This window comes from Kushneria indalinina DSM 14324 (genome assembly GCF_003385845.1).
GTDB lineage: Bacteria > Pseudomonadota > Gammaproteobacteria > Pseudomonadales > Halomonadaceae > Kushneria > Kushneria indalinina.
Window position 1 is genome coordinate 1,380,077 of the sequence record NZ_QRDJ01000006.1, and the last position, 26,248, is coordinate 1,406,324.

25 protein-coding genes are annotated in these 26,248 nt (G+C 60.9%); 16 read left to right on the forward strand and 9 right to left on the reverse strand.

The annotated features are described in order from the left end of the window. Window positions 1-176: 176 nt before the first annotated feature. From C8D72_RS06470 to C8D72_RS06485, 4 genes are all read left to right on the forward strand, one after another. Entirely contained in the window at window positions 177-1,475 is a 1,299-nt protein-coding gene (locus tag C8D72_RS06470) for an NAD(P)/FAD-dependent oxidoreductase (RefSeq protein ID WP_115853510.1), read from the forward strand. Window positions 1,476-1,721: 246 nt separating this feature from the next. Continuing rightward, window positions 1,722-2,783: a LacI family DNA-binding transcriptional regulator gene (locus C8D72_RS06475; RefSeq protein WP_115853511.1), complete on the forward strand. Its 1,062-nt coding sequence runs from the start codon at window positions 1,722-1,724 to the stop codon at window positions 2,781-2,783. Window positions 2,784-2,868: 85 nt separating this feature from the next. Further along, the gene (locus C8D72_RS06480) at window positions 2,869-3,621 is read left to right on the forward strand and encodes a sugar phosphate isomerase/epimerase family protein (protein ID WP_115853512.1); all 753 of its coding nucleotides are present in this window, start codon (window positions 2,869-2,871) and stop codon (window positions 3,619-3,621) included. A 76-nt stretch (window positions 3,622-3,697) separates the two neighbouring features. Next, entirely contained in the window at window positions 3,698-4,687 is a 990-nt protein-coding gene (locus C8D72_RS06485; RefSeq protein WP_115853513.1) for a 2-hydroxyacid dehydrogenase, read from the forward strand. 116 nt (window positions 4,688-4,803) lie between these two features. Here C8D72_RS06485 and C8D72_RS06490 read toward each other — a convergent pair whose 3' ends face one another. From C8D72_RS06490 to C8D72_RS06515, 6 genes are all read right to left on the reverse strand, one after another. Next, on the reverse strand, window positions 4,804-6,570 hold the full coding sequence (locus C8D72_RS06490; RefSeq protein ID WP_115853514.1) for a GMC family oxidoreductase: 1,767 nt from the start codon (window positions 6,568-6,570) through the stop codon (window positions 4,804-4,806). Between the two features lie 77 nt (window positions 6,571-6,647). Further along, window positions 6,648-8,006, reverse strand: coding sequence for a cytochrome c (locus C8D72_RS06495; protein WP_211308768.1), 1,359 nt, complete (start codon window positions 8,004-8,006; stop codon window positions 6,648-6,650). Between the two features lie 43 nt (window positions 8,007-8,049). Beyond that, a complete protein-coding gene (locus C8D72_RS06500; protein ID WP_115853515.1) occupies window positions 8,050-8,772 on the reverse strand; it encodes a gluconate 2-dehydrogenase subunit 3 family protein in 723 nt (240 codons plus the stop codon). A 240-nt stretch (window positions 8,773-9,012) separates the two neighbouring features. Continuing rightward, complete coding sequence (locus C8D72_RS06505) at window positions 9,013-9,324, reverse strand: GIY-YIG nuclease family protein (RefSeq protein ID WP_115853516.1); 312 nt, start codon at window positions 9,322-9,324, stop codon at window positions 9,013-9,015. Beyond that, complete coding sequence (gene rpe, locus C8D72_RS06510) at window positions 9,308-10,003, reverse strand: ribulose-phosphate 3-epimerase (protein ID WP_115853650.1); 696 nt, start codon at window positions 10,001-10,003, stop codon at window positions 9,308-9,310. Before rpe ends, C8D72_RS06505 begins: the two co-directional genes overlap by 17 nt. A 144-nt stretch (window positions 10,004-10,147) precedes the next feature. Next, window positions 10,148-10,324: a hypothetical protein gene (locus tag C8D72_RS06515; RefSeq protein WP_115853517.1), complete on the reverse strand. Its 177-nt coding sequence runs from the start codon at window positions 10,322-10,324 to the stop codon at window positions 10,148-10,150. Window positions 10,325-10,506: 182 nt separating this feature from the next. On the opposite strand from C8D72_RS06515, the gene ggt reads away from it, so the two are divergent. The 5 genes from ggt to C8D72_RS06540 all read left to right on the forward strand — a co-directional run bounded on the left by ggt (window position 10,507) and on the right by C8D72_RS06540 (window position 16,164). Continuing rightward, window positions 10,507-12,225 carry a gamma-glutamyltransferase gene (ggt, locus tag C8D72_RS06520; RefSeq protein WP_115853518.1) on the forward strand — a complete coding sequence of 573 codons (1,719 nt, stop codon included), beginning with the start codon at window positions 10,507-10,509 and terminating at the stop codon, window positions 12,223-12,225. 199 nt (window positions 12,226-12,424) lie between these two features. Beyond that, the gene (gene cysP / locus C8D72_RS06525; RefSeq protein WP_115853519.1) at window positions 12,425-13,444 is read left to right on the forward strand and encodes a thiosulfate ABC transporter substrate-binding protein CysP; all 1,020 of its coding nucleotides are present in this window, start codon (window positions 12,425-12,427) and stop codon (window positions 13,442-13,444) included. After that, a complete protein-coding gene (gene cysT, locus C8D72_RS06530; RefSeq protein WP_115853520.1) occupies window positions 13,444-14,280 on the forward strand; it encodes a sulfate ABC transporter permease subunit CysT in 837 nt (278 codons plus the stop codon). Before cysP ends, cysT begins: the two co-directional genes overlap by 1 nt. Before the next feature lies 1 nt (window position 14,281). After that, entirely contained in the window at window positions 14,282-15,109 is an 828-nt protein-coding gene (cysW, locus tag C8D72_RS06535; protein WP_115853521.1) for a sulfate ABC transporter permease subunit CysW, read from the forward strand. Further along, a complete protein-coding gene (locus C8D72_RS06540) occupies window positions 15,106-16,164 on the forward strand; it encodes a sulfate/molybdate ABC transporter ATP-binding protein (protein WP_115853522.1) in 1,059 nt (352 codons plus the stop codon). The genes cysW and C8D72_RS06540 overlap by 4 nt, the downstream gene beginning before the upstream one ends. Before the next feature lie 77 nt (window positions 16,165-16,241). Here C8D72_RS06540 and C8D72_RS06545 read toward each other — a convergent pair whose 3' ends face one another. The 3 genes from C8D72_RS06545 to C8D72_RS06555 form a co-directional block, all read right to left on the reverse strand. Further along, window positions 16,242-16,919, reverse strand: a complete 678-nt coding sequence (locus C8D72_RS06545; RefSeq protein WP_115853523.1) for a class I SAM-dependent methyltransferase — start codon at window positions 16,917-16,919, stop codon at window positions 16,242-16,244. Window positions 16,920-16,921: 2 nt separating this feature from the next. After that, complete coding sequence (locus tag C8D72_RS06550; protein WP_115853524.1) at window positions 16,922-17,533, reverse strand: TIGR04211 family SH3 domain-containing protein; 612 nt, start codon at window positions 17,531-17,533, stop codon at window positions 16,922-16,924. A 221-nt stretch (window positions 17,534-17,754) separates the two neighbouring features. Next, on the reverse strand, window positions 17,755-18,081 hold the full coding sequence (locus tag C8D72_RS06555) for a DUF1820 family protein (RefSeq protein WP_086620260.1): 327 nt from the start codon (window positions 18,079-18,081) through the stop codon (window positions 17,755-17,757). Between the two features lie 332 nt (window positions 18,082-18,413). On the opposite strand from C8D72_RS06555, the gene miaB reads away from it, so the two are divergent. The 7 genes from miaB (at window position 18,414) to C8D72_RS06590 (ending at window position 26,245) form a co-directional block, all read left to right on the forward strand. Then, complete coding sequence (miaB, locus tag C8D72_RS06560; RefSeq protein WP_115853525.1) at window positions 18,414-19,763, forward strand: tRNA (N6-isopentenyl adenosine(37)-C2)-methylthiotransferase MiaB; 1,350 nt, start codon at window positions 18,414-18,416, stop codon at window positions 19,761-19,763. Window positions 19,764-19,933: 170 nt separating this feature from the next. Then, window positions 19,934-20,935 carry a PhoH family protein gene (locus C8D72_RS06565; RefSeq protein WP_115853526.1) on the forward strand — a complete coding sequence of 334 codons (1,002 nt, stop codon included), beginning with the start codon at window positions 19,934-19,936 and terminating at the stop codon, window positions 20,933-20,935. After that, window positions 20,932-21,459, forward strand: coding sequence for an rRNA maturation RNase YbeY (gene ybeY, locus C8D72_RS06570; protein WP_115853527.1), 528 nt, complete (start codon window positions 20,932-20,934; stop codon window positions 21,457-21,459). Before C8D72_RS06565 ends, ybeY begins: the two co-directional genes overlap by 4 nt. Beyond that, entirely contained in the window at window positions 21,456-22,349 is an 894-nt protein-coding gene (locus C8D72_RS06575) for a CorC family transporter (RefSeq protein WP_115853528.1), read from the forward strand. The genes ybeY and C8D72_RS06575 overlap by 4 nt, the downstream gene beginning before the upstream one ends. 95 nt (window positions 22,350-22,444) lie before the next feature. Further along, complete coding sequence (gene lnt / locus C8D72_RS06580; RefSeq protein WP_115853529.1) at window positions 22,445-23,932, forward strand: apolipoprotein N-acyltransferase; 1,488 nt, start codon at window positions 22,445-22,447, stop codon at window positions 23,930-23,932. Between the two features lie 29 nt (window positions 23,933-23,961). Further along, window positions 23,962-24,705, forward strand: coding sequence for a YdcF family protein (locus C8D72_RS06585; protein WP_115853530.1), 744 nt, complete (start codon window positions 23,962-23,964; stop codon window positions 24,703-24,705). A 130-nt stretch (window positions 24,706-24,835) separates the two neighbouring features. Then, the gene (locus C8D72_RS06590) at window positions 24,836-26,245 is read left to right on the forward strand and encodes an MFS transporter (RefSeq protein ID WP_211308769.1); all 1,410 of its coding nucleotides are present in this window, start codon (window positions 24,836-24,838) and stop codon (window positions 26,243-26,245) included. The last annotated feature ends 3 nt before the right edge of the window (window positions 26,246-26,248 follow it).

Below are 26,248 nucleotides of genomic sequence, written 5' to 3' on the forward strand. Positions count from 1 at the left end.
GGGAGGCGGGCATATCGGAGATTATCGGGATTAAATGCACCGCCGTCGTGTCGAAAGTATCGGTGCCAGCCGCCGACATGTCACGGTCCATCGTGATCGGAAGCCTTCAGGCCGTGGTCCGCAGATCGGGCCACTGCCTGAACGTTTCCCTCTTTATTCTTTTCATGGAGCAATCAATGGCAATCCCTCGCATTGTGGTGGTCGGCGGTGGCGCCGGCGGTCTGGAACTGGTCACGCGCCTTGGACGCAAGCTGGGCAAGTCGGACAAGGCCGAGATCATTCTGGTCGATCGCAACCCTACCCATATCTGGAAGCCGCTGCTGCACGAAGTGGCCGTCGGGGTGATGGACTCAAGCCTTGATGAGGTGTCCTATCAGGCCCATTCGGCCAATGCCGGCTATCGCTATCAGATCGGCACGCTTTGCGGCCTCGACCGTGAACATCGCCAGATTCGTCTGGCCGCCATTCACGACGACAAGGAGCGCGTCGTTCTGCCCGAGCGGCGACTCGATTATGACTATCTGGTGTTCTCGGTCGGCAGCGTGTCCAACGACTTTGGCACGCCGGGTGTGGTCGACCACTGCTATTTTCTGGACAGCGTCAGCCAGGCCGAAGCCTTTCGCAAGCAGATGCTCAATACCTTCCTGCGCTGCAGCAACCGTGAGGAATCGGACAAAACCGGCATGTCGGTGGCCATCGTGGGCGGTGGCGCCACGGGGGTGGAGCTCTCCGCCGAGCTTTTGAACGCCACGCAGATGCTCCATGGCTACGGCTTTAGCCGCATCAGCCGCCAGCAGCTCAAGATCCACCTGCTGGAGGCCGCCCCGCGAGTATTGCCCGCCCTGCCCGAGCGCATCAGCCAGTCGGTGCACCGCGAGCTCGAACGCCTCGGCGTGGAAATTCACACCGATACCCGCGTCACCCAGGCCGACGAGCAGGGCTTTGAGATCGCCGACGGTTCCCGTATCGATGCCGACCTGACCGTCTGGGCGGCCGGCGTTCGCGCGCCCTCCGTGCTGTCGGAGCTGGGCCTGTCCACCCAGCGCAACCACCAGCTTGTCGTGCAACAGAACATGCAGAGCGTGGATGACGAGCGCATTTTTGCCCTGGGTGACTGCGCCGCCTGCCCACAGCCCGGCGACAAGATGGTGCCGCCGCGCGCGCAGGCCGCCCACCAGCAGGCCAATACGCTCTACAAGAACCTGCGCGCCGCCATGGCCGGACGCGAGCTGACCGACTTCCATTACAAGGACATGGGCTCACTGATCTCGCTGGCGCACTTTGACGCCGTGGGCAATCTCATGCGCGGGGCCTCCGCCCGCGGTGTGCTGGTCGAAGGCTGGCTGGCCAAGATCTTCTACGCCTCGCTGTATCGCATGCACCAGGCCGCCATCCACGGCTATACGCGCACCGGCGTTCGCATGCTGGTCGATCGCATCAATACGATCATCCGACCGCGACTCAAGCTGCACTGACCCTTCCCGCTTCAGGGGGCCGCTTTTCAGCGGCCCTTTTTCATGATTGGTCACTCATGGTCGATCACCCTTCTTCAGCATCCGCCCGGCGCAGCCACCCTGCCCGCCCAACGCAGCCACCCTGATGCAGTGCCATCGACACTGCGACCAAGGTCTGGTTTCCCGAAACGCTGTCGTATCGCAACCTGATTGATATTGGGACCGTTCCCAAACAGTATTTCACGGTGTCGACAGACAGGCAGCGACATGACAGCGTCCATACCCAACCATCCACCAGAGCCCGCCAGTGAGCGCCGCCGCCCGACCATCCACGATGTGGCGCGCGATGCCGGCGTCTCCAAGACCAGCGTGTCGCGCTACTACGGCCGCGAACGCGACCTGCTGTCCGATACCATGATCGAGCGGATCGAGGCGGCCATCGAGCGCCTCGGCTTTGCCCCCGACCGTATTGCCAGCAGCCTGCGCGGGCGTCGTACCGGCCTGATCGGCGTGGTGGTGGCCGACATGCGCAATCCCTATACCGTCGACATGCTTCATGGCGCCGAGCAGGCCTGCCGCAAGCACGGCTATTCGCTGCTGGTCTGCAACACCGGCAACGATGATCAGCTCGAGCGACAGCATCTGGAAATACTGCACGGCTATAGCGTGGAAGGACTGTTGATCAACACCCGGGGCCGCAACGCTGCAACGCTGGCCGCCCGCCAGGACAATGGCCTGCCCATGGTGCTGGTGGATCGTCATATCGACGGGCTCGCCTGTGACATGGTCGGCCTCGACAACGACCAGGCGGTGGGCCTGAGTGTCTCGCACCTGGTGGATCAGGGCTATCAGCGCCTTTTGATGATCACCGAACCGGTGGCCGGGATCAGCTCTCGTGAAGCGCGTATTCAGGCCTTTCAACACCAGGCGCAGGCGGCGGGTGTACTCGCCGAGGTTCATGAAGGCCTGGAGGAGACCCTCGATGCTGCCTGGCTTGCCGCCACGCTGGAGCAATGGCTAAAGACCAGTGAGGCACCAGGCGCCATCGTGTGTGCTAACGGTGTGATCACCCTGGCCGTGTGTCACGCCCTGTTCGCACTGCTGAAGTCGCCCTTTGACCAGGTCGGCCTGCTGGGGATCGATGAGCTGGCCTGGTGCGCGCTGGTAGGCCCGGGCATCACGACCGTGGCCCAGCCGGTCGGCGATATCGGCTACAGCGCCATCGAAGCACTGGTGCATCGCATCAGCCATACCGCGAGTGAGCCGCAGAGCCTTCTGTTCCCGGCGCACCTGACGCCGCGCGGCTCCACTACACTGAACATGACATGAGCATTTCACATCCAGTGGCGGCCAGGGCCAGGACGGCCACGCCCTCTGGGACCGTTTTCAAACCAGATGATGCAAGGAGTCTTTCATGGGCCCGGTAATGATCTGCACTTCTGCCTTTGGCGCCGATCGGGTCAAACGACTTGGTCAGGCGGGTGTTCTCGAACACATCAGGGACGCCGGCGCACAGGGCGTTGAAATTCGTGAAGAGCTCCTGAGCGAACACGACCTGCCGCTTGAGCAGCTGCGCTTGGCCATCGAGCAGGCCTCGCTGACCTGCGTCTATTCTGCCACCATGCCGCTTTTCGATACGCGGAGCAGGCTGAATGCAACGGCCATCGATCAGGCCATGGCGCGCGCCGAGACACTGGGGGCGCAGTGGATCAAGTTCGGCCTTGGTCAGCTCTATGCCGAATGCATCGATGACGGCGCCGCCGCGCTCAAATCCCGGCTGGCTGACAGTACGATGCCGATTCTGATTGAAAACGATCAGACCTCCTGCGGTGGCGACCCGTTGATCCATGCCGCCCTGCACCGGGCGCTTGATGCTTCCCTGTTCGGGACGACCCTGGATCTGGGCAACGGCTACTGGACGGATCATGACCTTTCGCAGGCGGCCAGCCGGCTGGGCCGGCAGGTCCAGTATGTACACTGCAAGGCCGTCACGCATACCAATGGCGTACCTCATGCCTCCCCCCCGGACAATGCCACGCGCTCGCACTGGATCGAGCTCTGGCACCATTTTCCGGCCGACGTGCCGCGGGCCATCGAGTTCCCGCTGGATCATGACAATACGAGTGCGACCGCACGCCATGTCGAGCTGCTGCGCGCGCTTGCCTGAGCGCCTGCGAGGCAAGGGTGCCACTGTCTCAAACTGCAATCCTTAAACTGCACGACACACCGATACAGGAGAAATCATGTCCACAAGGAAAACGGTCATTGTCTATCAGCGCGCCCTGAAGCCGGCCCTGCGGGAAAAGCTCGAGCGTGAATGCGAGGTGCTGGATTTTTCGCAGACCCAGAACCTGACCGAAAACAGTGACTTCAAACAGGCGCTGTCCCGGGCGCATGGCCTGATCGGCTCCAGCGTCAACCTCACCCCCGAACTGCTGGATCAGGCGCCCAATCTTGAAGTGGTCTCGAGCGTTTCGGTCGGCGTGGACAACTATGACATCGACTATCTCAGCAAGCGTGGCATCGTGCTTTGCCACACTCCGGATGTGCTGACCGAAACCACTGCAGACACGGCCTTTTTGCTGGTACTGGCCAGCGCCCGACGCGCCGTGGAACTGGCGGAAATGGTCAAAAAGGGAGAGTGGACCGGCGGGATTGCCGAACCGCAGTTTGGTGTTGATGTGCAGGGCAAAAAGCTCGGCATTGTCGGCATGGGCCGCATCGGTGCCGCGATCGCCCGCCGCGGGAAGTTCGGCTTCAACATGCAGGTGAGCTATCACAACCGTTCACGTCACGAGGATTTCGAGCGCGAGCTGGACGCCGACTGGCAGGAACTCGACGACCTGCTGCGTGACTCGGACTTTGTCTGCGTGACCGTACCGCTTTCCGATGCCACCCGTCACATGTTCGGCAAGCGCGAGTTCGAACTGATGGGCGAAAATACGATCTTCATCAACATCGCCCGCGGCGGCGTAGTGGACGAGCCGGCCATGATCGAGGCGCTGCAGAATGGCACCATTCGCGCCGCAGGTCTGGATGTATTTACCACCGAGCCCCTGCCCGGTGATTCGCCGCTGGCACACATGGACAACGTCGTCGCCCTGCCCCACATCGGCTCGGCCACCCATGAAACGCGCTACGCCATGGCAGAGCTTGCCGTGGACAACGCCCTGGCGGTATTCAAGGGAGACAAGCCGCGGGCGCCCTACAACTGGGACGCGCTTGATCGCTGAGTCTTGATCGGATCACCCCATCAACACGCGGTGACACCAGCCGTAAAAAAATCGCCGGCCCGAAGGCCGGCGATTGATCGGTTCTTCCCCTGACGGGAAAGCGCTCGCGTCCCGATTCAGACCGACATCAAGGGCCCCGGATTTTTCAGGTAATCCTCGCGAATCTTTTTGGCGCACCAGTAGGTCAGTGCGCCGATCAGATCCGTCGGGTTGGCCTGAAAGTTCTGCGGAAAGGCGCTGCCGCTGGGCACAAAGACGTTGTGCACGTCCCAGCTCTGCAGATAGCGGTTGACCGCCGAGGTCGAAGGATCGGTGCCCATGGCTGCGCCGCCCACGTTGTGGGTCGAGACGTAACTGGTGACCTTGAAGTGGCTGCCTTCCAGCTGGAAGCCTTCATCCATGCGATCAGGCTTGAGAACATCGGCGATTTCCCTGAGACGGTCGCGCATGAACCGGGAAAGCTTCTGCTCGTTTTCCTTCCAGTCAAACGTCATGCGCAAAAGCGGCATGCCGTAGGGGTCCTTCCAGGTCGGGTCGAGATCGAGCATGTTGGAGCGATAGGACATCACGCTACCGGTCATCGACAGCTTCATGTGATGACCGTAGTTTTCGCGCAGCGCGTCCTTGTAGCCCTTGCCCCACTTCGGCGCACTCTTGGGCAGTGACGTCTTGATGGGGGTGCCGCTGGCCTGCGAGGAGTGCATCTTGGCACCGCCGATAAAGCCGTGCTGGGCGCTGTCGAAGGTACCGGGCGAGAAGTCGTTGAACATGCGCCCGGTGGCACCGGCCGTGGCAAACGGGTTGAAGTCGATGTCATCGAAATACATGTTGATGCCACCGCCGACCTGATAGGCGTAGTTACGCCCGACCACACCGGTGCGCGAGACCGGGTCGTAGGGCTTGCCGATCTTCGAGTTCAGCATCAATCGCACGTTGTTGAGCGAATAGGAGGCCAGAATCACGATATCGGCCGGCTGAAACACCTCTTCGCCATCGCCGTCGATGTAGGTCACACCGGTGGCGGTCTTGCCATCGTCAGCCAGCTCGACACGGGTCACGTTGGCGTGAGTGCGGTAGGCGAAATTGCTGCGCTGTTTGAGGGCATTGAGAATGCAGGTCTGCGGCGAGGCCTTGGAGTAGTTCAGACAGCCATAACGCGAGCAGAAGCCGCAGTAGTTGCACGGGCCCAGCTGCATGCCATACGGGTTGGTCCAGGCGCGCGAGACGTTGGCCGACGGGTTGGGGAACGGATGATATCCCAGCTGACGCGCGGCCTTGTCAAACATCTCGGTGTTCTGGGTATCCTGCAGCGCCGGCAGCGGATAGGGTTCGCTGCGCGGCCCCTCGAAGGGATCGCCGCCCTCCTGAATCTCGCCGTTGAGGTTGCCCGTGGTGCCGGACTGACCGCACACCTTTTCGAAAAAGGTAAAGTGCGGCTCGAGCTCATCCCAGGTGACGCCGAAGTCCTGAATCTGCATGTCGTCCTGCAACACGCCGGGCTCAAACGCCTGGTCGGCAAAGCTTTTGAGCTGCAGATCGGTCGGGGTCGGTCGGATCAGTACGCCGGTCCAGTGGGCGCCGGCACCGCCGACGCCGTCACCGGGCAGAAAGGCGCCCAGCTTGCGCTGGGGCAGCGCGCGCTCGTCGAGGTCGCGACGAATCGTGACCGCCGACTGCTTCGGCTTTTGCATCATGGTATGACGAATGCCGTACTGAAGCTCATCGGCCGGCTTCGGATAGGCGAAATCCTCATTGGTACGATCGGCGCCACGCTCCAGCGCCAGCACGTTAAGGCCTGCCTCGGTCAGCTCCATCCCCATGATGGAACCACTCCAGCCGAGACCGACGATGACCGCATCGACACGCGGTTGTTGCTTAGCCATGTACTTTTAACTCCTCGATCCTGTCGACGCGCACTGTGGCGCGCCATCCGGCCGCCCGTCGGGCGGCCGGCTCATCATTATTTGGCGCCGTCGGTCTCGTTCAGCTCGCCGTTGGGATCAACGGCCCTGTTCAGGGACGCCTCACCGAGCTCCTCGCGAACGTCTGCGACCTGGTCGGCATTCACCGCGCCCCCGTCATTGCCCCAGGCACTGCGAACGAAAGTCGCAAGCGAGGCGACTTCATCGTCCGACAACCGCCAGGCAAAGCCGGGCATGGGCAGCTGAGCCGGAATGGTCGGCGTCGACGGCGGCTGGGCACCGGCCAGAATCGTATGGATCAGGCCGGAGGGATTGTCGGCATTGGCCAGCGCATTGCCGTCAATCGGCGGGAAGACCCGCTCGGCGCCCATGCCGTCATTGAAATGACAGGCCGAGCAGTTATCGAGATAGAGTCGCTCGCCCTCGCTGAGATCCCTGGCAGCACTCAGTTTTGCCTGAGTCTTCTCGCTGGCCTCACGGCGCTGATCCGCTGTCGTGGCATCCTTGCCGGCCGGGTTGGCCGGGAGGGACTTGAGATACAAACCGATGCTACCCAGATCCTCGTCGCTGAGATGCGAGGTGCTGTGCGCCACAACCGAGGTCATCTCGCCACCCACGGTGGCATGAACGTTGCGGCCGGTTTTCAGATACTCGGCAATCTCTTCGGCGCTCCAGCTTTCAAGACCACGGCCATCGCCGCCCTCTCCGCCGCGCAGTGAGGGTGCCCACCAGTCGTTGAGATCGGCGCCGGCGAGGTAGTCATCCCCACCGTTGTCATCCAGCGCCTTTTCCTGCTGAGCGAGTCCGCGCGGGGTATGACAGCTGCCGCAGTGACCCAGGCCTTCGACCAGATAAGCGCCGCGATTGAGCTGCTCGCTGCGATCGGCTTCCGGTTCAAACACCTCGGCATCGGCAAACAGCCAGTTCCAGGCGGAAATGCCCCAGCGCTGATTGAAGGGGAAGGACAGGCTGGTCTCTTCGGGCTGATGCCGGACCGGCTCGACACCTTCCATGAAATAGACATAAAGGGCGTGGATATCCTCATCGGATACCTTCGCGTAGGCGGGATAAGGCATGGCCGGATAGAGATTGGCGCCGTCGGCACGCTTGCCGTCGCGCAGCGCCGCGGCAAATTCTTCCTCACTCCAGTCGCCGATGCCGGTCTCGCTGTCCGGGGTGATATTGGTGGAGTAGATCATGCCAAACGGGCTTTCGATGCCCAGTCCGCCGGCAAATTCTTCACCACCAGGGGCGGTATGACAGGCAACGCAGTCGCCTGCCCGGGCCAGATACTCGCCTCGCTTGACGGTCTCGTCACTGTCGGCTGCACTGCTGGCAGAGGCCATCGTCAGGGTTGTGATACCCGCCAGCACTGCCATGATTTCTTTTCTGTTCACTTGCGCTTTCCTTCGCGAATCCATTCTGCAGCGGCTCGGGGAATCAGCCGCGCTCACCGCTGAGACTGACGGGACCCAGCGGATATTCGACATCGTGCTGATCGACCCAGTCACGAAAGCTCGCACGCGCGCCCGGGAAGCCGACCATTTTCCACGCCGCCATATTCTTGTTGCCGCCATGGATGGGGTCGGAGAGATACCCTTCCTTGGTGTGCTGCAAAAGCCAGGAGAAGAAGTCATCAGAGGTCAGCCACTCTTCGTCCAGCGCGGCAAAGTCGACCTCGCCCTGTTCCAGAGCGCTCAGCACCTGATCGCGTGTGTCGGCCTCCAGAGATTCAAAACGCGCATCGTGATGCTGCTGGCACCAGCGCTGCGTCAGGGCAATACCGCGCTGATACACTTCCCGGGGCGTATAGGGATACTGAAACCCGAGATCCGACGAGCCGGCGACAAAGGGGCCTTCCATGTACCAGCGCTCGGCGTGGCCGTAAGGCGCGTCCATCTGACGATCGATGAACACCGGTACGTTGGTATCGAGCGCGCCCGGCCCCTCGCCTTCGCCGGGAATCAAGCGGTCGCAGGCGGCCAGCACAAAGGCCCACTCATCGCTTGTAAAAAAAAGGGGGGAATAATCGCTCAGCGCCGGCGCCTGTTCGGCGGCCCGGGCTGTCAGCGAGACGCCGCTGCCCAGGGTGATGGCGGGAATCATCGTCAGCGAACCACGAAGGAAATCGCGGCGCTGTCTGTTGTGTATCCGGGAAGACATGTCAGGTTCCTACAGGAGTTCTTGTCACAATCACGACGTCAAGCGTCAGACCCTTTGCTGTCATCTCTGGGCAGGTCATGCATGGCTTGCAATCGAATGTGGTGTTCTGTCGCAGCGCGCGCACAGTATCATTAATACGACGATAGTTTAAGTTTCGTTTCAATGAGAGTGACGATGTAAAGCCCATGACTCTGAGGATTCGCGCGAGGAAAAAGCCCCGGAGGTTGTCCTGATGGAGCGCTATTCGAGAGGGAGCCTGCCGTTTTCGATGATGGCAAGGCGTTGATGACGGGAGAGTTTCTTGATGCGTCGCTCGAGGCTCAGCGCCCGGCTTTTGTCTCCCACCGGGCAGGAAAACCGCAGCCGCAGCGGCCCCTTGCCGCGCAGGGACCGGGCGCAACGCGCACCATCCTGCTGGTGCTCGTTAAAACGGCGCGCCACGTTCGTGGTCACGCCGGTATAGAGATGTCCCAGCCGATTTTCGATGATGTAGAGCGACCAGACCGCGGACGCCGGTTCCGCGTCGGCCTGGTGATCAGCCTGACAGGCCATCAAGCGGTTCCCTGAAGGCACGCATGATCGAGTCATAGCGGTTCGGGTCATTATCACTGCGTTTGGCAAAGATGGAGGAACCGGAGACGAAGGTATCGGCGCCGGCCTCGGCGATCTCGCCAATGTTGCCAGCGTTGATGCCGCCATCCACTTCAAGGCGTATGGGTTTGCCGGTGGCATCGATCATGGCCCGCGCCAGGCGTAGCTTGTCCATCATGGCGGGAATGAAGGACTGTCCGCCAAAGCCCGGATTGACCGTCATTACCAGCAGCATCGACAGCTTGTCGAGCACATGATCCAGCGTGGAAAGCGGGGTTGCCGGATTCAGCGCAAGCCCTGCCGTAGCGCCGCCATCAATGATCAATTGCAGCGAGCGGTCGATGTGCAGGCTCGCCTCGGGATGAAAGGTAATATGGTTGGCGCCGGCATCCAGAAAGGCACGAATCAGGTCATCAACCGGTGACACCATCAGATGCACATCGATCTCCGCCGTGGTGCCGTAATTGCGCAGCGCATGACAGACGGCCGGACCGAAGCTCAGGTTGGGCACATAGTGGTTGTCCATGACATCGAAGTGGATCATGTCGGCGCCGCTGGCCAGCACGTCGTCCACTTCCTGCCCCAGCCGGGCGAAATCTGCCGACAGAATGGAAGGCGCAATCCTGAAGGGTTGTTGCACTGTAAACACCTCATCAAACAAATTCGATATCAATCAGCGTACACCGCGATCACGCATCGTAACAGGGTCGCCCCGAGTGATCGTAAAGGCGCGGCACAAAAAAGGGGCCGCATCGTTGCGGCCCCTGATCAGGACGCTGAAAAATCAGTTCTCACACTCATAGCGCTTGACCGCATCCAGCGCCTCTTCTTCGGTCTCGTATTCACTGAGCAGGGTATCCTTGTCAGGATTAACGCCGCGAACTTCATAGACGGTAGTGCCACCGCCCTTGTCGACCTTCTTGACGCAGGCCGTGCGGGGAGTAGGCGTTTGATCGGGCATGGCAATAACCTCTGTATGAACGTGCAGGAATCACTATAGTGCATGCCTGCCGGGAAGCGAGCGACTTGCCGGTTTACCGAAATCCTTCGGCTTCCGGAAACCCTGCATATGTTTTACTTTCTGTCATACGGCATTAAACAAGACTAATACAACAATACAAACCACGCCAAAGGGGAATCCGAATGTCTGAAAGGAAATCATTGGCACTGACCTGTCTGCTTTTGATGCTGACACCACTGGCTGCCATCGCGTCGCCGCCCATCATCGAAGGTGAGCGCTTCCATCCAGAGCCCGGCCAGCACGCCATGGTGGTCACCAGCCATACGCTGGCAAGCCGTGTGGGTCGCGACATCCTGCGAGACGGTGGCAATGCCGTGGATGCCGCTGTCGCCATCGGCTTTGCGCTTGCCGTGGTGCAGCCACGCTCGGGCAATATCGGCGGCGGCGGTTTCATGGTGATCTCCGATGAGAAAAGCGATCAGGTGACCTCGATCGACTACCGGGAAACAGCCCCCGCCGGCGCCTTCGAGACCATGTTTCAGGATGACGAGGGCAATGTCATCGAAGAAGCCTCGCGCTTTTCGGCCAACGCCTCGGGGGTCCCCGGCACGGTATCAGGGATGGCCATGGCACTTGAGCGCTACGGCTCCATGTCGCTTGACCGGGTCATGGCCCCGGCTATCCGTCTGGCACATGACGGCTTTGCCATCCCGCAGCGCTTTGCCGATGGCCTCAACGGCAGTCGTGAACGGCTGGAAAAACAGGAAGGCACGCGCCGCCTGTTCTACAAGGCTGACGGCAGCAACTGGCGCGCCGGCGAGGTCTTTCGACAGCCCGAACTGGCGGCCACGCTGACGCGCATTGCGCAAAACGGTCCGCGAGAGTTTTATGAAGGCGAGACGGCCGATCATCTGATCGAGACCCTTCAGGCGCACGGCGGCATCATGACCCGGGCAGACCTGAAGGATTACCGGGCCATTGAGCGCGCGCCGGTTCACGGCACCTACCGGGACTACGATATCTACGCGATGGCCCCGCCCTCTTCCGGCGGCGTCCACATCGTGCAGATTCTGAACATGCTGGAAAATGATGATCTGACCCGCATGGGGCATGGCTCGGCCGCTAGCATGCACCTGATGAGCGAGGCGATGCGCCGCGCCTACGCAGACCGCTCAAAGTACCTGGGCGACCCCGCCTTCTTTGATGTGCCGGTCGAGGCGCTGACCTCAAAGGATTATGCCCGCGAGCTGCGCGCGCAGATTTCTCTTGAGAAGGCGACGCCCTCGGAGGCCATCGGCCCGGGCAACATTACGCCTTATGAATCCAATGAAACCACCCACTACTCGGTCGCCGATGACTCGGGTCTGGCCGTGGCCAATACCTATACACTCAACTTCAGCTACGGCTCCGGCATCGCCGTGGACAAGGCAGGGTTTCTGCTCAATAACGAAATGGATGACTTTTCAGCCAAGCCCGGCGTGCCCAATGCCTTTGGCCTGATCGGTGGCGAAGCCAATGCCGTGGAACCCGGCAAGCGCATGCTCTCCTCCATGACGCCGACCATCGTCAAGCGCGATGGCAGGAACTTCCTGATCACCGGCAGCCCCGGCGGTTCACGCATCATCACCACCACGCTTGGCGTGATCAGCAACGTGATCGATCACGGCATGAATATCCAGTCGGCCGTCAGCGCCCCGCGCTTTCACGATCAGTGGCTGCCCGACGAGATCCGTATCGAGGATGGTTTCAGTCCCGACACCGTGCGGCTACTGGAGAGCATGGGTCACAACGTGACACAGCAGTCGGCCATGGGCGCCAGTCAATCGATACTGATCAATGACGACGGCTTCCAGGGCGGCGCCGACCCACGCCGGGAAACGTCCTCGGCGCTGGGACTTTAGCCGACTCGGCAGGAGAGTTGATCGTGTCGGCAGGAGAGCCTGTGTCTCCTGCCGGCTTGATCCTGGCTCAGCTTTAAAGAACAAAATGGCATAACTGGATTGATTGTCATTCCCATGAGTTTTGTTTAGCCTCTGCTTAATGCCAGAGTCACTGGCTTTCGATAAAAAATCCTGCCGATCAGATGCCGGGGAACACCACATGTCCGTACGCTCGACCCTTTTACGTCGCGTTGTTGCTACCGCTGCGCTGAGCATGGCGCTTGGCAGCACACAGGCCTTCAGCGCCGATCGCGAGCTGCTCAACGCCTCCTACGATATCGCGCGCGAACTCTTTGCCGAACTCAACCCGCAGTTCGTTGAACAGTGGCAGGAGGAACACGGTGAGTCGGTCAGCATCAAGCAGACCCACGCCGGCTCCTCGACCCAGGCCCGCGCCATCCTGCAGGGACTGCGCGCCGATGTCGTAACGTTCAATCAGGTCACTGATGTCAACGTACTGGCAGAGAAAGGGGAACTGATTCCCGATGACTGGCAGTCGCGTCTGCCCAACTACAGCTCGCCCTACTACTCGACCATGGCGTTTCTGGTCAGAAAGGACAATCCGAAGGATATCCATGGGTGGGCAGATCTGGCCGGTGATGACGTGGCGCTGGTATTCCCCAACCCCAAGACCTCCGGAAACGGGCGCTATACCTACCTGGCGGCCTGGGCGGCCAGCAATCACGACAATGGTGAGGACGAGGCCGCCACGCGCGACTACATGAAGAAGATGCTGGCCAATGTCGAGGTCTTCGACACGGGCGGCCGCGGCGCCACGACCACCTTTGCAGAGCGCGGCATCGGCGATGTGCTGATCACCTTTGAATCGGAAGCCAACAACATCCGCAACCAGTACGGTCCGGATAACTATGAGGTCGTTGTACCGCCGGTGGATATCATGGCCGAGTTTCCGGTGACCTGGGTGGACAGCAACGTCGAGCGCAACGGGACCGAGGATCTGGCGAAGGGCTATCTGGAGTACCTCTACTCGCCCGAAGCGCAGCGCACGCTGGCGCAGTACTACTACCGCGTCAACGATGACGAGATCAGCGAAGAGTTTGCCGAGCGTTTCCCGCAGACCACCCTGCTGCGCATCGAGGACGCCTTCGGGAGCTGGGAGGATGTGATGCAGACGCATTTCACCAGCGGTGGTGAACTCGACCAGCTGCAGCGCCGTTAATGAGCACGCGTTCGGCCAGGGTATTGCCGGGGTTTTCGCTCTCGCTGGGCGTGACCCTGCTGTTTGTGTCGCTGATCCTGCTGCTGCCGATGACCAGCCTCATCGGCCAGCTCTCCACGCTGTCATGGTCACAGTACTGGGCAGCGATTACCGACCCGCGCCTGATCGCAAGCTATAAGGTGACGCTGCTGGCCGCACTGGCGGCGTCGCTTTTCAACGCGCTGTTCGGGCTGTTGATGGCCTGGGTGCTGGCCCGCTACACGTTTCCCGGCAAGCGCATCCTTGATGCGCTGATGGATCTGCCCTTTGCCCTGCCCACGGCGGTGGCCGGCATTACGCTGGCCACCCTCTATTCACGCAACGGCGCGGTCGGCAGTCTGCTCGACCCGCTGGGCATCGAGATCGCCTACACCTGGCTGGGCATTGCGCTGGCCATGGCCTTTACCAGCGTTCCCTTTGTAGTGCGCACCGTGCAGCCGGTATTGGAGGATCTGCCCGGCCATGCCGACGAGGCGGCACTCACGCTGGGCGCCAGCAACCTGTACGCCTTCCGACGGGTCATTCTGCCGCATATCTGGCCGGCCATCGTTACCGGTACCGGGCTCTCCTTTGCCCGCTCGCTGGGCGAATTTGGCGCCGTCATTTTCATTGCCGGCAACATGCCCTACCGCACCGAAGTCGTCTCGCTGATGATGGCCACGCGACTGGAAGAGTATGACTACGCCGGGGCCGCCGCCATCGCGTCGCTGGTCATGCTGGTGTCGCTGCTGCTATTGCTGGCCATCAATCTCTGGCAGGGACGTTTCTATCGCCGTCTGCATGGCGGGAGACACTGACATGAAGCGTATTGGTGATGGCGCCGCTACACGTCTGGGGCTGATTGCGCTTGCCGTAATCATGACAACGCTGTTTCTGGTCATACCGCTGGCCGGCATTTTCTATCAGGCCTTTGCCGAAGGCTTGGCGCCGTTCTGGCAAAACCTGACCAGCAATTTTACCCGGGAAGCGATCGGCCTGACGCTTTTGATCGCGCTTTTGACCGTGCCGGTCAATCTGATCTTCGGCATCTTTCTGGCCTGGCTGGTGACCCGTTTTACCTTCCCGGGCCGGCGCATTCTGCAGACGCTGATCGATATTCCCTTTGCGGTCTCACCGGTCGTGGCCGGTCTGCTCTATCTGCTGCTGTATGGCCGCACCGGCTGGCTGGGCAGCATCCTGTCCGAGCACGATGTGCAGCTGATGTTCGCCTGGCCCGGCATGGTGCTGGTGACCATTTTTGTCACCTGCCCATTTGTGGCGCGTGAACTGATTCCCCTGATGCAGGCGCAGGGCAGCGCCGAGGAAGAGGCCGGCGTCACGCTGGGTGCCAGCGGCTGGACGCTCTTTCGCCGTATCACGCTGCCCAACATTCGCTGGGCGCTGGTCTACGGCGTGATCCTGACCAACGCCCGTGCCATTGGCGAGTTCGGCGCCGTCTCGGTGATCTCGGGCAGCATTCGCGGCGAGACCATCAATCTGCCGCTGCAGGTGGAGCTTTTGTATCAGGATTACAACACGGTGGGCGCCTTCACCAGTGCCGCGCTACTGGCCGCTCTGGCGATTGTGACGCTGATGATCAAGGCACTGCTTGAGTGGCATACCCATCGTCGGGAGGAAACAGCATGAGCATTACCGTAAGCGACGTCTCCAGGCGCTTTGGCAACACGACGGCCCTGCATCCACTGTCGCTGGAGATCAAAAAGGGTGAGATGGTGGGGCTGCTGGGGCCGTCGGGGTCCGGCAAGACCACGCTTTTGCGCATCATCGCAGGCCTTGAAGCGCCGGATAGCGGCTCGATTCACTTTGGCGATCGCGACGTGACCCATGTCCACGTGCGAAAGCGCCGGGTCGGGTTTGTCTTTCAGCACTACGCGCTCTTTCGTCACATGAGCGTGTTTGAAAACGTGGCCTTTGGGCTGCGGGCGCGCCCCACCAGCGAGCGCCCTTCCAATGCCGAGATTCGTGATCGGGTGCAGCACCTGCTCGAGCGAGTCCGCCTTGACGCCCTGGCCAAACGCCTGCCGTCACAGCTCTCCGGCGGCCAGCAGCAGCGCGTGGCGCTGGCTCGCGCACTGGCCGTCGAGCCCGAGGTGCTTTTGCTGGATGAACCCTTCGGCGCGCTGGATGCCAGGGTGCGACTGGAGCTGCGCCGCTGGCTCAGGCATCTGCACGAGGAGTTCGGCTTTACCAGCGTGTTTGTGACCCATGATCAGGAAGAGGCGCTTGAGCTTTCCGATCGCGTCGTGGTCATGAGCAACGGGAAAATCGAGCAGATCGACACGCCGCAGGCGCTCTACCGCGCGCCGGCCAATCGCTTTGTCTTCTCGTTTCTGGGCGAAACCAATCGCTTTGGCGGCGAGTATCGTGAGGGCAAACTGCAGCAGGGCAACGCCTGGATTGCGATGGCGCACTCGGACATCGCCCCCAACGAGGTGCTGTTGCGCCCGCATGAGCTGATGCTGACCACGGCGCCGGACGCGAAAGCGCACCTGCCGGTTACGGTCGATGCCGTGTCACCGGTGGGCAGTGACGTACGCGTCGAGCTGACCGCCGACTGGATGGACACGCCATGGCTTGCCAGCATCACGCACCATGACTTTGACCGACTGCAGCCGGCGCGCGGCGCGAACTTTTACCTGGTCCCCTCACGCTGGCACCAGTTTGCCCCCGAAACATCCTGAGACTGCCTGATCGCACAGTGGTGCGCACGCCATGACCGCCGCCACCGCGCGTTCAGGCTTCGAGGCTGTTCAAACCCTCAGCAGGACAGCGGCGCCTTGCGCCGCAGTCGCCAGGCGATATCGGTCATGCCGCGCTCGTCAGGCTGCTCTCCCAGCCGTTCCAGCTCGAAGTTGGGTGCAAAAAGCCGCTCTACTTCCTCATCGGTGACCACATAGGGTGGCCCCTGGTCACGCCGCTCGTCGCGTACGACCGAGATCAGAAGCCCCTCCACGCCGGGTCGACACAGCTCGGCCAGTTTGAGCGCATAGCGCTGCCGGGCCGCTTCGGGCAGTGCAATCAATGCGGCCCGATCATGGAAGGCATCGATGCTGTCACTTAGACCCGTTTCCAGATGGAAGAAGTTGCCGACATCCAGTGAGACAGCGGCACGGTCGGAGCGCTCCGGGCTTTCGAAGCGGTTGAAGTTTGTGCGCGAAAGCGCCCGAGGCAGCATTTCGCCCTGAGCGGTAAACCAGCCTCTGACCGCCTCCTCCACCAGCTCAATCCCCAGCACGGGATGACCACACTGCGCCAGCCAGTGAATATCACCGCTTTTACCGCACAGCGGCAGCAGCACCCGTGCCCCGGGTGGTGCCTGCAGGCATGACCAGTAGCGTGCCAGCATGGGCTGGACGCTGTCGCTGTGAAAGCCGATGCGCCCTTCCCGCCAGCGCTCAAACCACTGCTCATTGTCCCGTCCGGAAGCTGACGACATGATCAGAACCAGCGATCGCGCTTTTTACGACGCCTTGGCAGATGCGGCACGAGCAGACCCAGTACCAGACCGCCGCCCGCGACGCTACCGCCATAGACGAAGTAACGCATCAGGAGATCCTCGCGTTCCGTGTCCAGCTTTGCCTGATATTCACGCATTTTCGACTGCGCCTGGGTGAGCTGGGCATTGAGGTCATCGTTGCTGGTCTGCAGTTCGTTGACCCGGGCCTGACTGCTCTGCAGCGAGCTTTTCATGTCGGCGACCCGATCATTCCACTCATCGTCGATGCCTTCCAGGCGCTGCGTCAGGGTCTGCACGCGCTCCTGCATTTCCGGCATACGATCCTGCACGCTCTGCTCGGCCTGCAGGTCATCACTGGGGATCCAGACGGTGTCACCGCCTTCGGTTTGAATGCGGCTGTAATCGCCCTGGGTCTCAAGCTGAGTCACACGCTGACCGGCATCCACCGTTCCCACGATGCGGTAGCTGTCGGTGGGACCACTTCTGACATAGGTCGATAGCGAATCACTGACCCAGCGGGCTTCTTCAGCGTGGGCGGTGCTGATACCGACACCGATCAAGATACCGACGCAAAGTTTTCCAATTGTTTTCATGGTGGAGTCATTGGTTCGTCAAAATTGTATTCACATCATGATGCCTGAGCCGAGCGTAACCATTACCTGAACCCCGAGACGGTCGTACCTGATCCCCGAAACGGTCGCTCATCCACAGTTTCTGTGGATAACCTACGGGACAACCTGATCACATGACTTTCAAAGCGCCCGACTGACAGGCCATGACACCATTTTGTTCAAAAAATGTTCAGCTCAGGAGCCTACTCTTCGCGCGGCGGCCAGTGCATGGCGCCCGGGAAGGCGGTCACGTTGCCCTCGGCCTTGACCGCTCTTGGCGTCCCTTCACGCTCGACTTCGTCGATGCGGACAATGGCATTCATCGGCAGATAGCTGCGCGACACGCCCTCAAAGGTACGACGCAGCTTTTCAGCGCCGGGATCAACCACCACCTTCGTGTCATCACCGAATACCACACCCTCGACCTCGATAAAGCCCCACAGCTCGCTTTGAAAGATATCGCGTGCGTAGAGCTCCCAGAGCTCGCCCTGCTGCAGGAAACTGATTCTATAAAGGGGCCTTGCCGCCATGTACGCTCAATCCTCACTGTATTGCGCCAGACCGATGATCGTCGCAGCCCCCTGGAGGGCCGCAACAAGCGCGGGAGTTTATCATAGGCTTTTGCGCTGATGGCGCCCGTCGCGAGCCTGCTCACGTGTTGATACACAAAGACCCTTTTTTACTACACAAGCGCGTGCTGGCCTGTGCCTGCACCCTTGCGTATAATTTCGCCATCTTCAGGTCGCTGTGCGACAGTTCACGACACTTCTCTCGATGGTAGGGCGAAAGCACGGCCGTTTTTATGCTGTCATCGCCGAATCATCGTCTGACACCCACTTTTAAGTATGTGTACCCAAGGCCCATGACGAAGAAACTCTTCATCAAGACCCACGGCTGCCAGATGAACGAGTACGACTCGGCTCGCATGGCCGACCTGCTGGGCGAATCCCATCAGCTTGAACTGACGGACAATGAAAACGAGGCAGATGTCATTCTGCTCAATACCTGCTCGATTCGCGAGAAGGCGCAGGAGAAGGTATTCCATCAGCTCGGACGCTGGAAAAAACTCAAGGCCGCCAATCCGGATCTGGTGATTGGCGTTGGTGGCTGCGTGGCGAGCCAGGAAGGCGACAATATCCAGAAGCGGGCCCCCCATGTCGACATGGTCTTCGGACCGCAAACCCTCCACCGCCTGCCGGACATGATGGATAACCGCAATGAAAGCGGGAACCTGATTTCGATGGTGGATGTCACCTTCCCGGAAATCGAGAAGTTTGATCGCCTGCCGGCGCCCAACTCCGATGGCGCTTCGTCCTTTGTGTCGATCATGGAAGGCTGCTCGAAGTACTGCAGCTTCTGCGTGGTGCCCTATACCCGTGGTGAGGAGATCTCGCGTCCGTTCGAGGATGTGCTCGATGAGGTCGTGCACCTTGCCGAGCAGGGCGTGCGTGAAATCAATCTGCTGGGCCAGAACGTCAACGCCTATCGCGGCATCGATGACAACGGCGAAGAGATTGACCTGGCCGAAATGATTGCGGCCGTGGCCGCCGTTGACGGCATTGATCGCATCCGCTTTACCACCTCTCACCCGGTGGAGTTTACCGATAGCCTGGTCGAGGCCTTCGGCGAGATTCCGGAGCTGGTGAGCCATCTGCACCTGCCGGTACAGTCAGGCTCAGACAATATCCTCAAGGCAATGAAGCGCGGTCATGGTCGCGAGGAGTACATTGCCAAGATGGAGCGCATTCGTGAAAAGCGCCCGGACATCAGCTTTTCCTCGGATTTCATCATCGGCTTTCCCGGTGAGACCGAGCAGGACTTTCTGGACACGATGGATCTGATCGAGTGCATCGGCTTTGATCACTCTTTCTCGTTTGTCTATTCCAAACGTCCGGGCACGCCGGCCTCTGACCTGCCCGATGACACCCCGGAGCTGGTCAAGAAGCAGCGGTTAAAGATCCTGCAGGACCGCATCACCCAGAATGCGATCGGCATTTCGCGGCGCATGGTGGGCACGACGCAGCGCATCCTGGTATCAGGCTTTTCTCCCAAGGATCCCGGCGAGCTTTCCGGGCGGACCGAAAACAACCGCGTGGTCAACTTCAAGGCCGCCAATCCGATCGATCTGATCGGCTATTTCGTCGACGTTGAAATCGTGGAAGCCTTCCCCAACTCTCTCAGGGGTGAGCTGGTCTCTGCACAGAGATACTGATTCGACAGACGCGCTTTTGATGTCATGTCGCATGCACCGGACCGGCATGCCATCGCAGGCACTCTCCCGCGATGGCGACTCTCCCTTTCCGATCGAACAATTGGTGCTATTGTTCCCGGACAGGACCAGATCCAGGCTGCCTTTCAACGACGCAACGACCGGACCCAACATTGACCCAGAAAACTGCCAACTCGCATCGTATTCTTCAGCTGTCGCTGGAACCCAATGACCCCATGCGGCTGGCCAATCTAAGCGGTCAGCAGGATGAGCATCTTCATCTGATCGAGCAGCGCCTCGAGGTCACGGTACGCAACCGTGGCAACGAGTTTCAGCTGGCCGGCAATGCCGCACGCGTCAAGGCGACGGCCAACGTGCTGGAGCACCTGTATCGCGAGACCCAGACGCAGACCCTGTCACCGGAGACGGTCCATCTTTATCTGCAGGAATCGGGCCTAGAATCGATTGCCGAGGATGAAGACGATGACATGCCGCGCGAGGGCGTAATTCTGCGTACGCCGCGTGCGGTCATCAAACCGCGCGGGCAGAACCAGCAGCAGTACGTTGAGCAAATCCGCAACCATGACATCAATTTCGGCATCGGCCCTGCCGGTACCGGCAAGACCTATCTGGCCGTGGCTGCAGCCGTTGAGGCACTCAACCAGCAGGACGTGCGTCGCATTCTTCTGGTGCGCCCGGCCGTTGAAGCCGGCGAAAAGCTGGGCTTTCTGCCGGGCGATCTGGCGCAAAAGATCGACCCCTATCTGCGCCCGCTTTATGACGCGCTCTACGAGATGCTGGGCTTTGAACAGGTCAACAAGCTGATCGAAAAGCAGGTCATCGAGATTGCCCCGCTGGCCTACATGCGCGGGCGAACGCTCAATAACGCCTTCGTCATTCTCGACGAGAGCCAGAACACCACACGCGAGCAAATGAAGATGTTTCTGACGCGTATCGGCTTTGGCTCAACGGCCGTGATTACCGGCGACATTACTCAGGTGGACCTGCCCCGCGGGACGCACTCCGGCCTGATTCACGTGCTCAATGTGCTCAAGGACATCAACGGCATCAGCATGACCCGCTTTGCCTCCAAGGACGTGGTTCGCCATCCGCTGGTCGCACGTATCATCGATGCCTATGAGGCGCACGAATCCGAAGAGGATCGCCACTCATGAGCGATGCGGTCTGTGTCGACTGCCAGGTGGCGGTCGACTTTGACGCACTTCCCAAAGAGCACACCCTTGAGCACTGGTTTACGGCGGTGCTCAAGCACTTTCCGGGCGAGATTCGTCGGGAGATGACGGTGCGCTTTGCCAGCGAAGAAGAGAGCCGCAGCCTCAACCATGACTATCGCGGCCGCGACAAATCGACCAATGTGCTCTCCTTCCCTTTCGAGGCGCCGCCGGACGTTCCCCTCCCTCTGCTCGGCGACCTGGTCGTCAGCCCTCATGTGGTGGCGCGCGAAGCCCTTGAACAGGACAAGCGCCTGGAGGATCACTTCGCCCACATGATCGTGCATGGTACGCTGCATTTACTGGGCCTTGATCACATCGACGATGATGAGGCCGAGTCCATGGAACAGCTCGAGCGGGACATTCTGTCCACGCTGGGCATTTCTGATCCCTATGCTGTTATCCCTGAAGGTCCGGGTGCGCGTGACAGCCATCAGGTATCCGAGGAGAAGAGAACCGACGCATGAGCGATGACCGACCGGCAAGTCAGCCATCCCGATCCTGGCTTGACAGAATAATCGGCGCTTTTTCCGGCGATAACGAAGAACCCAGCAGTCGCGACGAGCTGATCAGCTTTCTCAAGGAAGCGTCCACGCGACTGAGCCTCGATCAGGATGGCCTGACCATCATCGAGGGGGCCTTTGATATCAGCACCATGCAGGCACGTGAAGCCATGGTGCCCCGCTCCCAGATCGTGGCCATTCAGGCCGATCACTCTCCCGACCAATGCCTGCCCATCATTCGCGAGACCGCCCACTCCCGCTATCCCGTCATCGATGACAATCTTGATGAAGTGGTGGGCGTGCTGCTGGTCAAGGACATGCTGCCGCTCATTTTGCAGGACAGTGAGGAACGCCAGCGCTTCGAACTGCGCGAGGTATTGAGGCCGGCCCTGTTCATCCCGGAATCCAAGCGGCTCAACAACCTGCTGCGCGAGTTTCGCGATACGCGCAACCACATGGCCATCGTGGTGGATGAATATGGCGGTACGGCCGGCATCATCACCATCGAGGACATTCTCGAGCAGATCGTCGGGGATATCGAGGACGAACACGATATCGACGAGGAAGACGATATCCGTGATCTGGGCAACGGGACCTACGCCGTCAAGGCGCTGACGCCCATCGATGACTTCAACGAGCGCTTCGAAACCAGTTTCTCTGATGAAGAGTTCGACACGGTCGGCGGTCTGGTCATGCAGCGCTTCGGGCATCTGCCGGCACGCAACGAGTCCACCGAGCTGGATCACTGGCGCTTTACGGTCATGAACGCCGACAGCCGCCGCATTCGCTGGCTGCAGGCAGCCCGTACCGATGTCAAAAACCCCACGGACGATGCGTCCCTGCCCGATCAGTGATGCAGGGCATCGGCAGGCCTGAACACGCGCCTGCCTTGTGAACCCCATTACGGGCAGGCATGATCGCCTGCCCGTTTTCTGTTAGAGGATGCAGCATGGCCTCCCTTCTACAGCGTCGCGGCGCCGGTTCGATTCTGGCCCTGCTGGCTGGCGCACTCACGACACTGACCTTCGCACCCTTCAATCTCTGGGGGCTTGGCCCCATGGCGCTGGCGGTGTTCTATGTCGTCCTCCAGAAGGTCAGCCTGCGCCAGGCGCTATGGCGTGGCTGGCTGTTTGGCGTGGGCATGTTCGGCAGCGGCGCGTCGTGGGTGTATGTCTCGATCCATGACTATGGCAATACGGGTGGGCCACTGGCCATCGTACTGACGGTGCTCTTTATTATCGCCACGGCACTGTTTGTGGTGCTGCCGGCGCTTTTATATCGTCTCTGCGCCGCCTCCAGACTGAATATTGTGGCCTTTGCCGGCGCCTGGGCATTGAGCGAGGCCTTTCGCAGCTGGGCCTTTACCGGCTTCCCCTGGCTCTTTCTGGGCAGCGCCCATGTCAGCTCGCCGCTGGCCAGTCTGGCGCCGCTGGGCGGCGTCTATCTTGTCTCTCTGGTCGTGGCCCTGAGCGGTGCCCTGCTGGCCGGACTGGTGTTGTCCCGGACCTGGTGGCTGATCGCCCCGCTGGCAGCGCTTTGGCTTGTTCCGCTGGCGCTGCCCACGCAATGGGCCGAACCGGCAGGCGATGACGTCACGGTTTCACTGGTGCAGGGCGATCTGGCGCAGCTGAGCAAGTGGACGCCTGACGGCCAGCGCGACGCCGTCAACACCTATTTCAGCCTGACCCGCCAGCACGGGCTGGATAGCGACATTGTCATCTGGCCGGAAACGGCCCTGCCCATGCTGGAACAGCAGGCCATGCCCTTTCTACAGCGCGTACAGTCAACGCTGCCGGCGGACAGCACCCTGATGACTGGCATCATGCAGCGGGATCAAAACGGCATGTTTTACAACAGCATGATCTCGCTGGGAGAGCAACCCGGTCAGTATCGCAAGGCGCACCTGGTGCCCTTTGGTGAGTATCTGCCGCTTGAACCGCTGCTGGGTGGCCTGCTGCGCATCTTCAATATCCCGATGGGCAACATCGGCGCGGGAAGCGATGACCAGCCGCCGCTTCAGGCCCACGGACTGCGTCTGGGGGTCGCCATCTGCTATGAAATCGTCTACCCCGACCTGGTGCGCGCGCGCGCCGAAAATGCCAACGCGCTGGTGACCATTTCCAACGACACCTGGTTTGGCCACTCCATCGGGCCGCTGCAGCACATGCAGATGGCGCAGCTCAGAGCACTGGAGAACAACCGCTACCTGATCAGAGCCACCAACAACGGCATGACCGCGATCGTGGCGCCGGATGGGCACATCGTGGGACAGGCTCCGCGCTTTGAGCCGGCCGTTCTCTACGGCGCCGTTCGGCCGATGGAAGGTCTGACCCCCTTTACCCGCACGGGAAGCTGGCCTGCGCTACTCCTGGCACTGTTAATGTTGTTTTGTGGTGGTATCTTGCGCTCTCACCGGCGTAACCAAAACGCCCATTGACCCCTGATGCCCCGGCAGAGACCACGACCATGCTGACGCTTTTAAAAATGTATCTTCTGCCGCCGGGCATTATTATCGTGGCGCTCCTGTTTGCCCTTGTCATCGTGTGGCGCCGGCGTCGGCGCTGGGGGCAACGGCTGGGGATTGCCGTCGTACTGATTTTCTGGGCGCTGTCGACATCGCGCGGCGCTACCCTGCTGATGGACCCGCTGGAAAGTGCGGTGCCCATCGCCACGCAGGCGCAATGGGAGCAGGCGCAGGCCATCGTTATCCTCAGCGGCGGGCGGCTTTTCGGCCAGTCCCAGCTTGACGGCCATGATGACGTTACCCCCATGGCCATGCAGCGACTGGCCGACGGTGCCCGCATCAAGCGTGAAACCGACCTGCCGGTGCTGATCGCCGGCGGCGGCGGGCGCCGGGGCACAAGTCATCTGCCGGAAGCGGACCTGATGGCGTTTCGTTTTGAAAACAGTTTTGGTCTGCCCGTGCAGTGGCGGGAGATCCAGAGTCACAATACGGAGCAGAACGCGCTTTACAGCGGCCGCATTCTGCGTGACGAAAACATTGATACCATTATCCTGGTGACCAGCGCCTGGCACATGCCGCGCGCCCAGCGCGCCTTCAAGAATGAAGGGCTTAATGTCCTGGCCGCCCCCACCGGTTTCACGGCGCGTGCAGGCTTTGGCCCGCGCAGCTTCTCTCCTGACATGACGGCCCTGGGCAACAGCTACTGGGCGCTGCATGAGTATGTCGGGCTGCTGGTCGGTCGATAGCTTCGCAAACCTACCGGCGTCGTCCCTGACAATGTCGATGGCGCTCTGGTGGGTTTCCCTTGTATGGCTGATGGCAAACTGAACAGACAGGCATTCTGCCCATGTTGATCCTCTGTTCAGGAACTCGATCATGCCCAATAACAATCATGTTGGTCCATCAAGCAGCGATGGCTATCACACGCCACATTCAGCGCCCCTGTCGCCGGAAAGGCGCAAGGCCATGCATCAGGTCATCATTGCGTCAGCCATCGGCAACTTCGTGGAGTGGTTCGATTTCGCCGTCTACGGCTTTCTCGCCACCATTATTGCCCAGCATTTCTTCCCGCCGGGCGAGCCGGCGCTTGCCCTGCTCCAGACCTTCGCGGTGTTTGCCGTCTCCTTTGCCCTTCGACCGATCGGCGGACTCTTTTTTGGCAAACTGGGCGATCGCATCGGGCGCAAGAAGGTTCTGGCCATCACCATTCTCCTGATGGCCGGGGCCACCGCACTGATTGGGGTTTTGCCGACCTACGGTGCCATCGGGCTCATGGCCCCGCTCCTGCTGGCGCTGGCACGCTGCATACAGGGCTTTTCGGCCGGCGGCGAATATGCCGGAGCCTGCACCTATGTGCTTGAACATTCTCCCACCCATCAGAAGGCGCGCTATGGCAGCCTGATCCCGGTATCGACCTTCATGGCCTTCGCCGCCGCCGCCACACTGACCCTGCTGCTGGGCGCCGTCATGTCGGATAGCGCCATGCAGAGCTGGGGCTGGCGCATCCCGTTTCTGGTCGCAGCCCCCCTGGGTCTGGTCGGGCTGTACATGCGCCTGCATCTGGAAGAGTCTCCCGCCTTCAAGACACTGCAGAAGGCGCCCGAGACGCCCCATGCGACGGTCAGCGAAACGGTGAAGATGCATGGCGGGACCATCGTCTGCCTCAGCGCCTTTATTTCGGCCACAGCACTGTCGTTTTACATGTTCACGACCTACCTGGTGACCTACATGCAGGTCGCAGGCGAGGCCAGCATCACGACCGCACTGCTGGCGAGTCTGGGGGCGCTGGTGTTCTCGGGCCTGCTTTGCCCGGTCATTGGGCGACTCTCGGACCGCATCGGGCGACGAAACACCATTCGCGGTGCCTGTCTGTCTCTGATGGTGGCGGTCTTCCCGGCCTATTATCTGGCCGGCAGCGGTGAACTGTGGCTCGCCATGCTGGGCGCTTCACTGCTGGCCGTAGGGGCAGTCACGTGTGGTGTGGTCACGGCGGTTCTGATGGCCGAGCAGTTCCCGACCCGGGTGCGTTATACGGCGTCGGCGCTGTGCTACAACGTGGCCTATACAATTTTTGGCGGTACTGCACCGCTGATCGCCACATGGCTGATCGATCTGACCGGACACTCGCTGGCGCCCGCCTTCTATCTGATCGCCATTGCCGTGCTGGCCCTCGTGGGCGGTTCGCGTCTGCCGGAATCCGCCCATCGGGCGCTGGATGACAATGAGGCAGGCTGGCATGACCGCCCTGCCGCCGGGAAGCAGGCAGCCACGGCCATGTCCTCCTGATCG

Bases quoted from the DNA above. Each gene is read 5' to 3' on its own strand.
- cysT (WP_115853520.1), top strand. From the start codon at position 13,444: ATGAGCACGCGTTCGGCCAGGGTATTGCCGGGGTTTTCGCTCTCGCTG.
- C8D72_RS06585 (WP_115853530.1), top strand. From the start codon at position 23,962: ATGCTGACGCTTTTAAAAATGTATCTTCTGCCGCCGGGCATTATTATC.
- C8D72_RS06555 (WP_086620260.1), bottom strand. From the start codon at position 18,081: ATGGCGGCAAGGCCCCTTTATAGAATCAGTTTCCTGCAGCAGGGCGAG.
- ggt (WP_115853518.1), top strand. From the start codon at position 10,507: ATGTCTGAAAGGAAATCATTGGCACTGACCTGTCTGCTTTTGATGCTG.
- ybeY (WP_115853527.1), top strand. From the start codon at position 20,932: ATGAGCGATGCGGTCTGTGTCGACTGCCAGGTGGCGGTCGACTTTGAC.
- C8D72_RS06540 (WP_115853522.1), top strand. From the start codon at position 15,106: ATGAGCATTACCGTAAGCGACGTCTCCAGGCGCTTTGGCAACACGACG.
- C8D72_RS06550 (WP_115853524.1), bottom strand. From the start codon at position 17,533: ATGAAAACAATTGGAAAACTTTGCGTCGGTATCTTGATCGGTGTCGGT.
- C8D72_RS06485 (WP_115853513.1), top strand. From the start codon at position 3,698: ATGTCCACAAGGAAAACGGTCATTGTCTATCAGCGCGCCCTGAAGCCG.
- C8D72_RS06475 (WP_115853511.1), top strand. From the start codon at position 1,722: ATGACAGCGTCCATACCCAACCATCCACCAGAGCCCGCCAGTGAGCGC.
- C8D72_RS06480 (WP_115853512.1), top strand. From the start codon at position 2,869: ATGGGCCCGGTAATGATCTGCACTTCTGCCTTTGGCGCCGATCGGGTC.
- C8D72_RS06515 (WP_115853517.1), bottom strand. From the start codon at position 10,324: ATGCCCGATCAAACGCCTACTCCCCGCACGGCCTGCGTCAAGAAGGTC.
- C8D72_RS06545 (WP_115853523.1), bottom strand. From the start codon at position 16,919: ATGTCGTCAGCTTCCGGACGGGACAATGAGCAGTGGTTTGAGCGCTGG.
- C8D72_RS06470 (WP_115853510.1), top strand. From the start codon at position 177: ATGGCAATCCCTCGCATTGTGGTGGTCGGCGGTGGCGCCGGCGGTCTG.
- C8D72_RS06490 (WP_115853514.1), bottom strand. From the start codon at position 6,570: ATGGCTAAGCAACAACCGCGTGTCGATGCGGTCATCGTCGGTCTCGGC.
- lnt (WP_115853529.1), top strand. From the start codon at position 22,445: ATGGCCTCCCTTCTACAGCGTCGCGGCGCCGGTTCGATTCTGGCCCTG.
- C8D72_RS06575 (WP_115853528.1), top strand. From the start codon at position 21,456: ATGAGCGATGACCGACCGGCAAGTCAGCCATCCCGATCCTGGCTTGAC.
- cysW (WP_115853521.1), top strand. From the start codon at position 14,282: ATGAAGCGTATTGGTGATGGCGCCGCTACACGTCTGGGGCTGATTGCG.
- miaB (WP_115853525.1), top strand. From the start codon at position 18,414: ATGACGAAGAAACTCTTCATCAAGACCCACGGCTGCCAGATGAACGAG.
- C8D72_RS06505 (WP_115853516.1), bottom strand. From the start codon at position 9,324: ATGGCCTGTCAGGCTGATCACCAGGCCGACGCGGAACCGGCGTCCGCG.
- C8D72_RS06500 (WP_115853515.1), bottom strand. From the start codon at position 8,772: ATGTCTTCCCGGATACACAACAGACAGCGCCGCGATTTCCTTCGTGGT.
- C8D72_RS06590 (WP_211308769.1), top strand. From the start codon at position 24,836: ATGCCCAATAACAATCATGTTGGTCCATCAAGCAGCGATGGCTATCAC.
- cysP (WP_115853519.1), top strand. From the start codon at position 12,425: ATGTCCGTACGCTCGACCCTTTTACGTCGCGTTGTTGCTACCGCTGCG.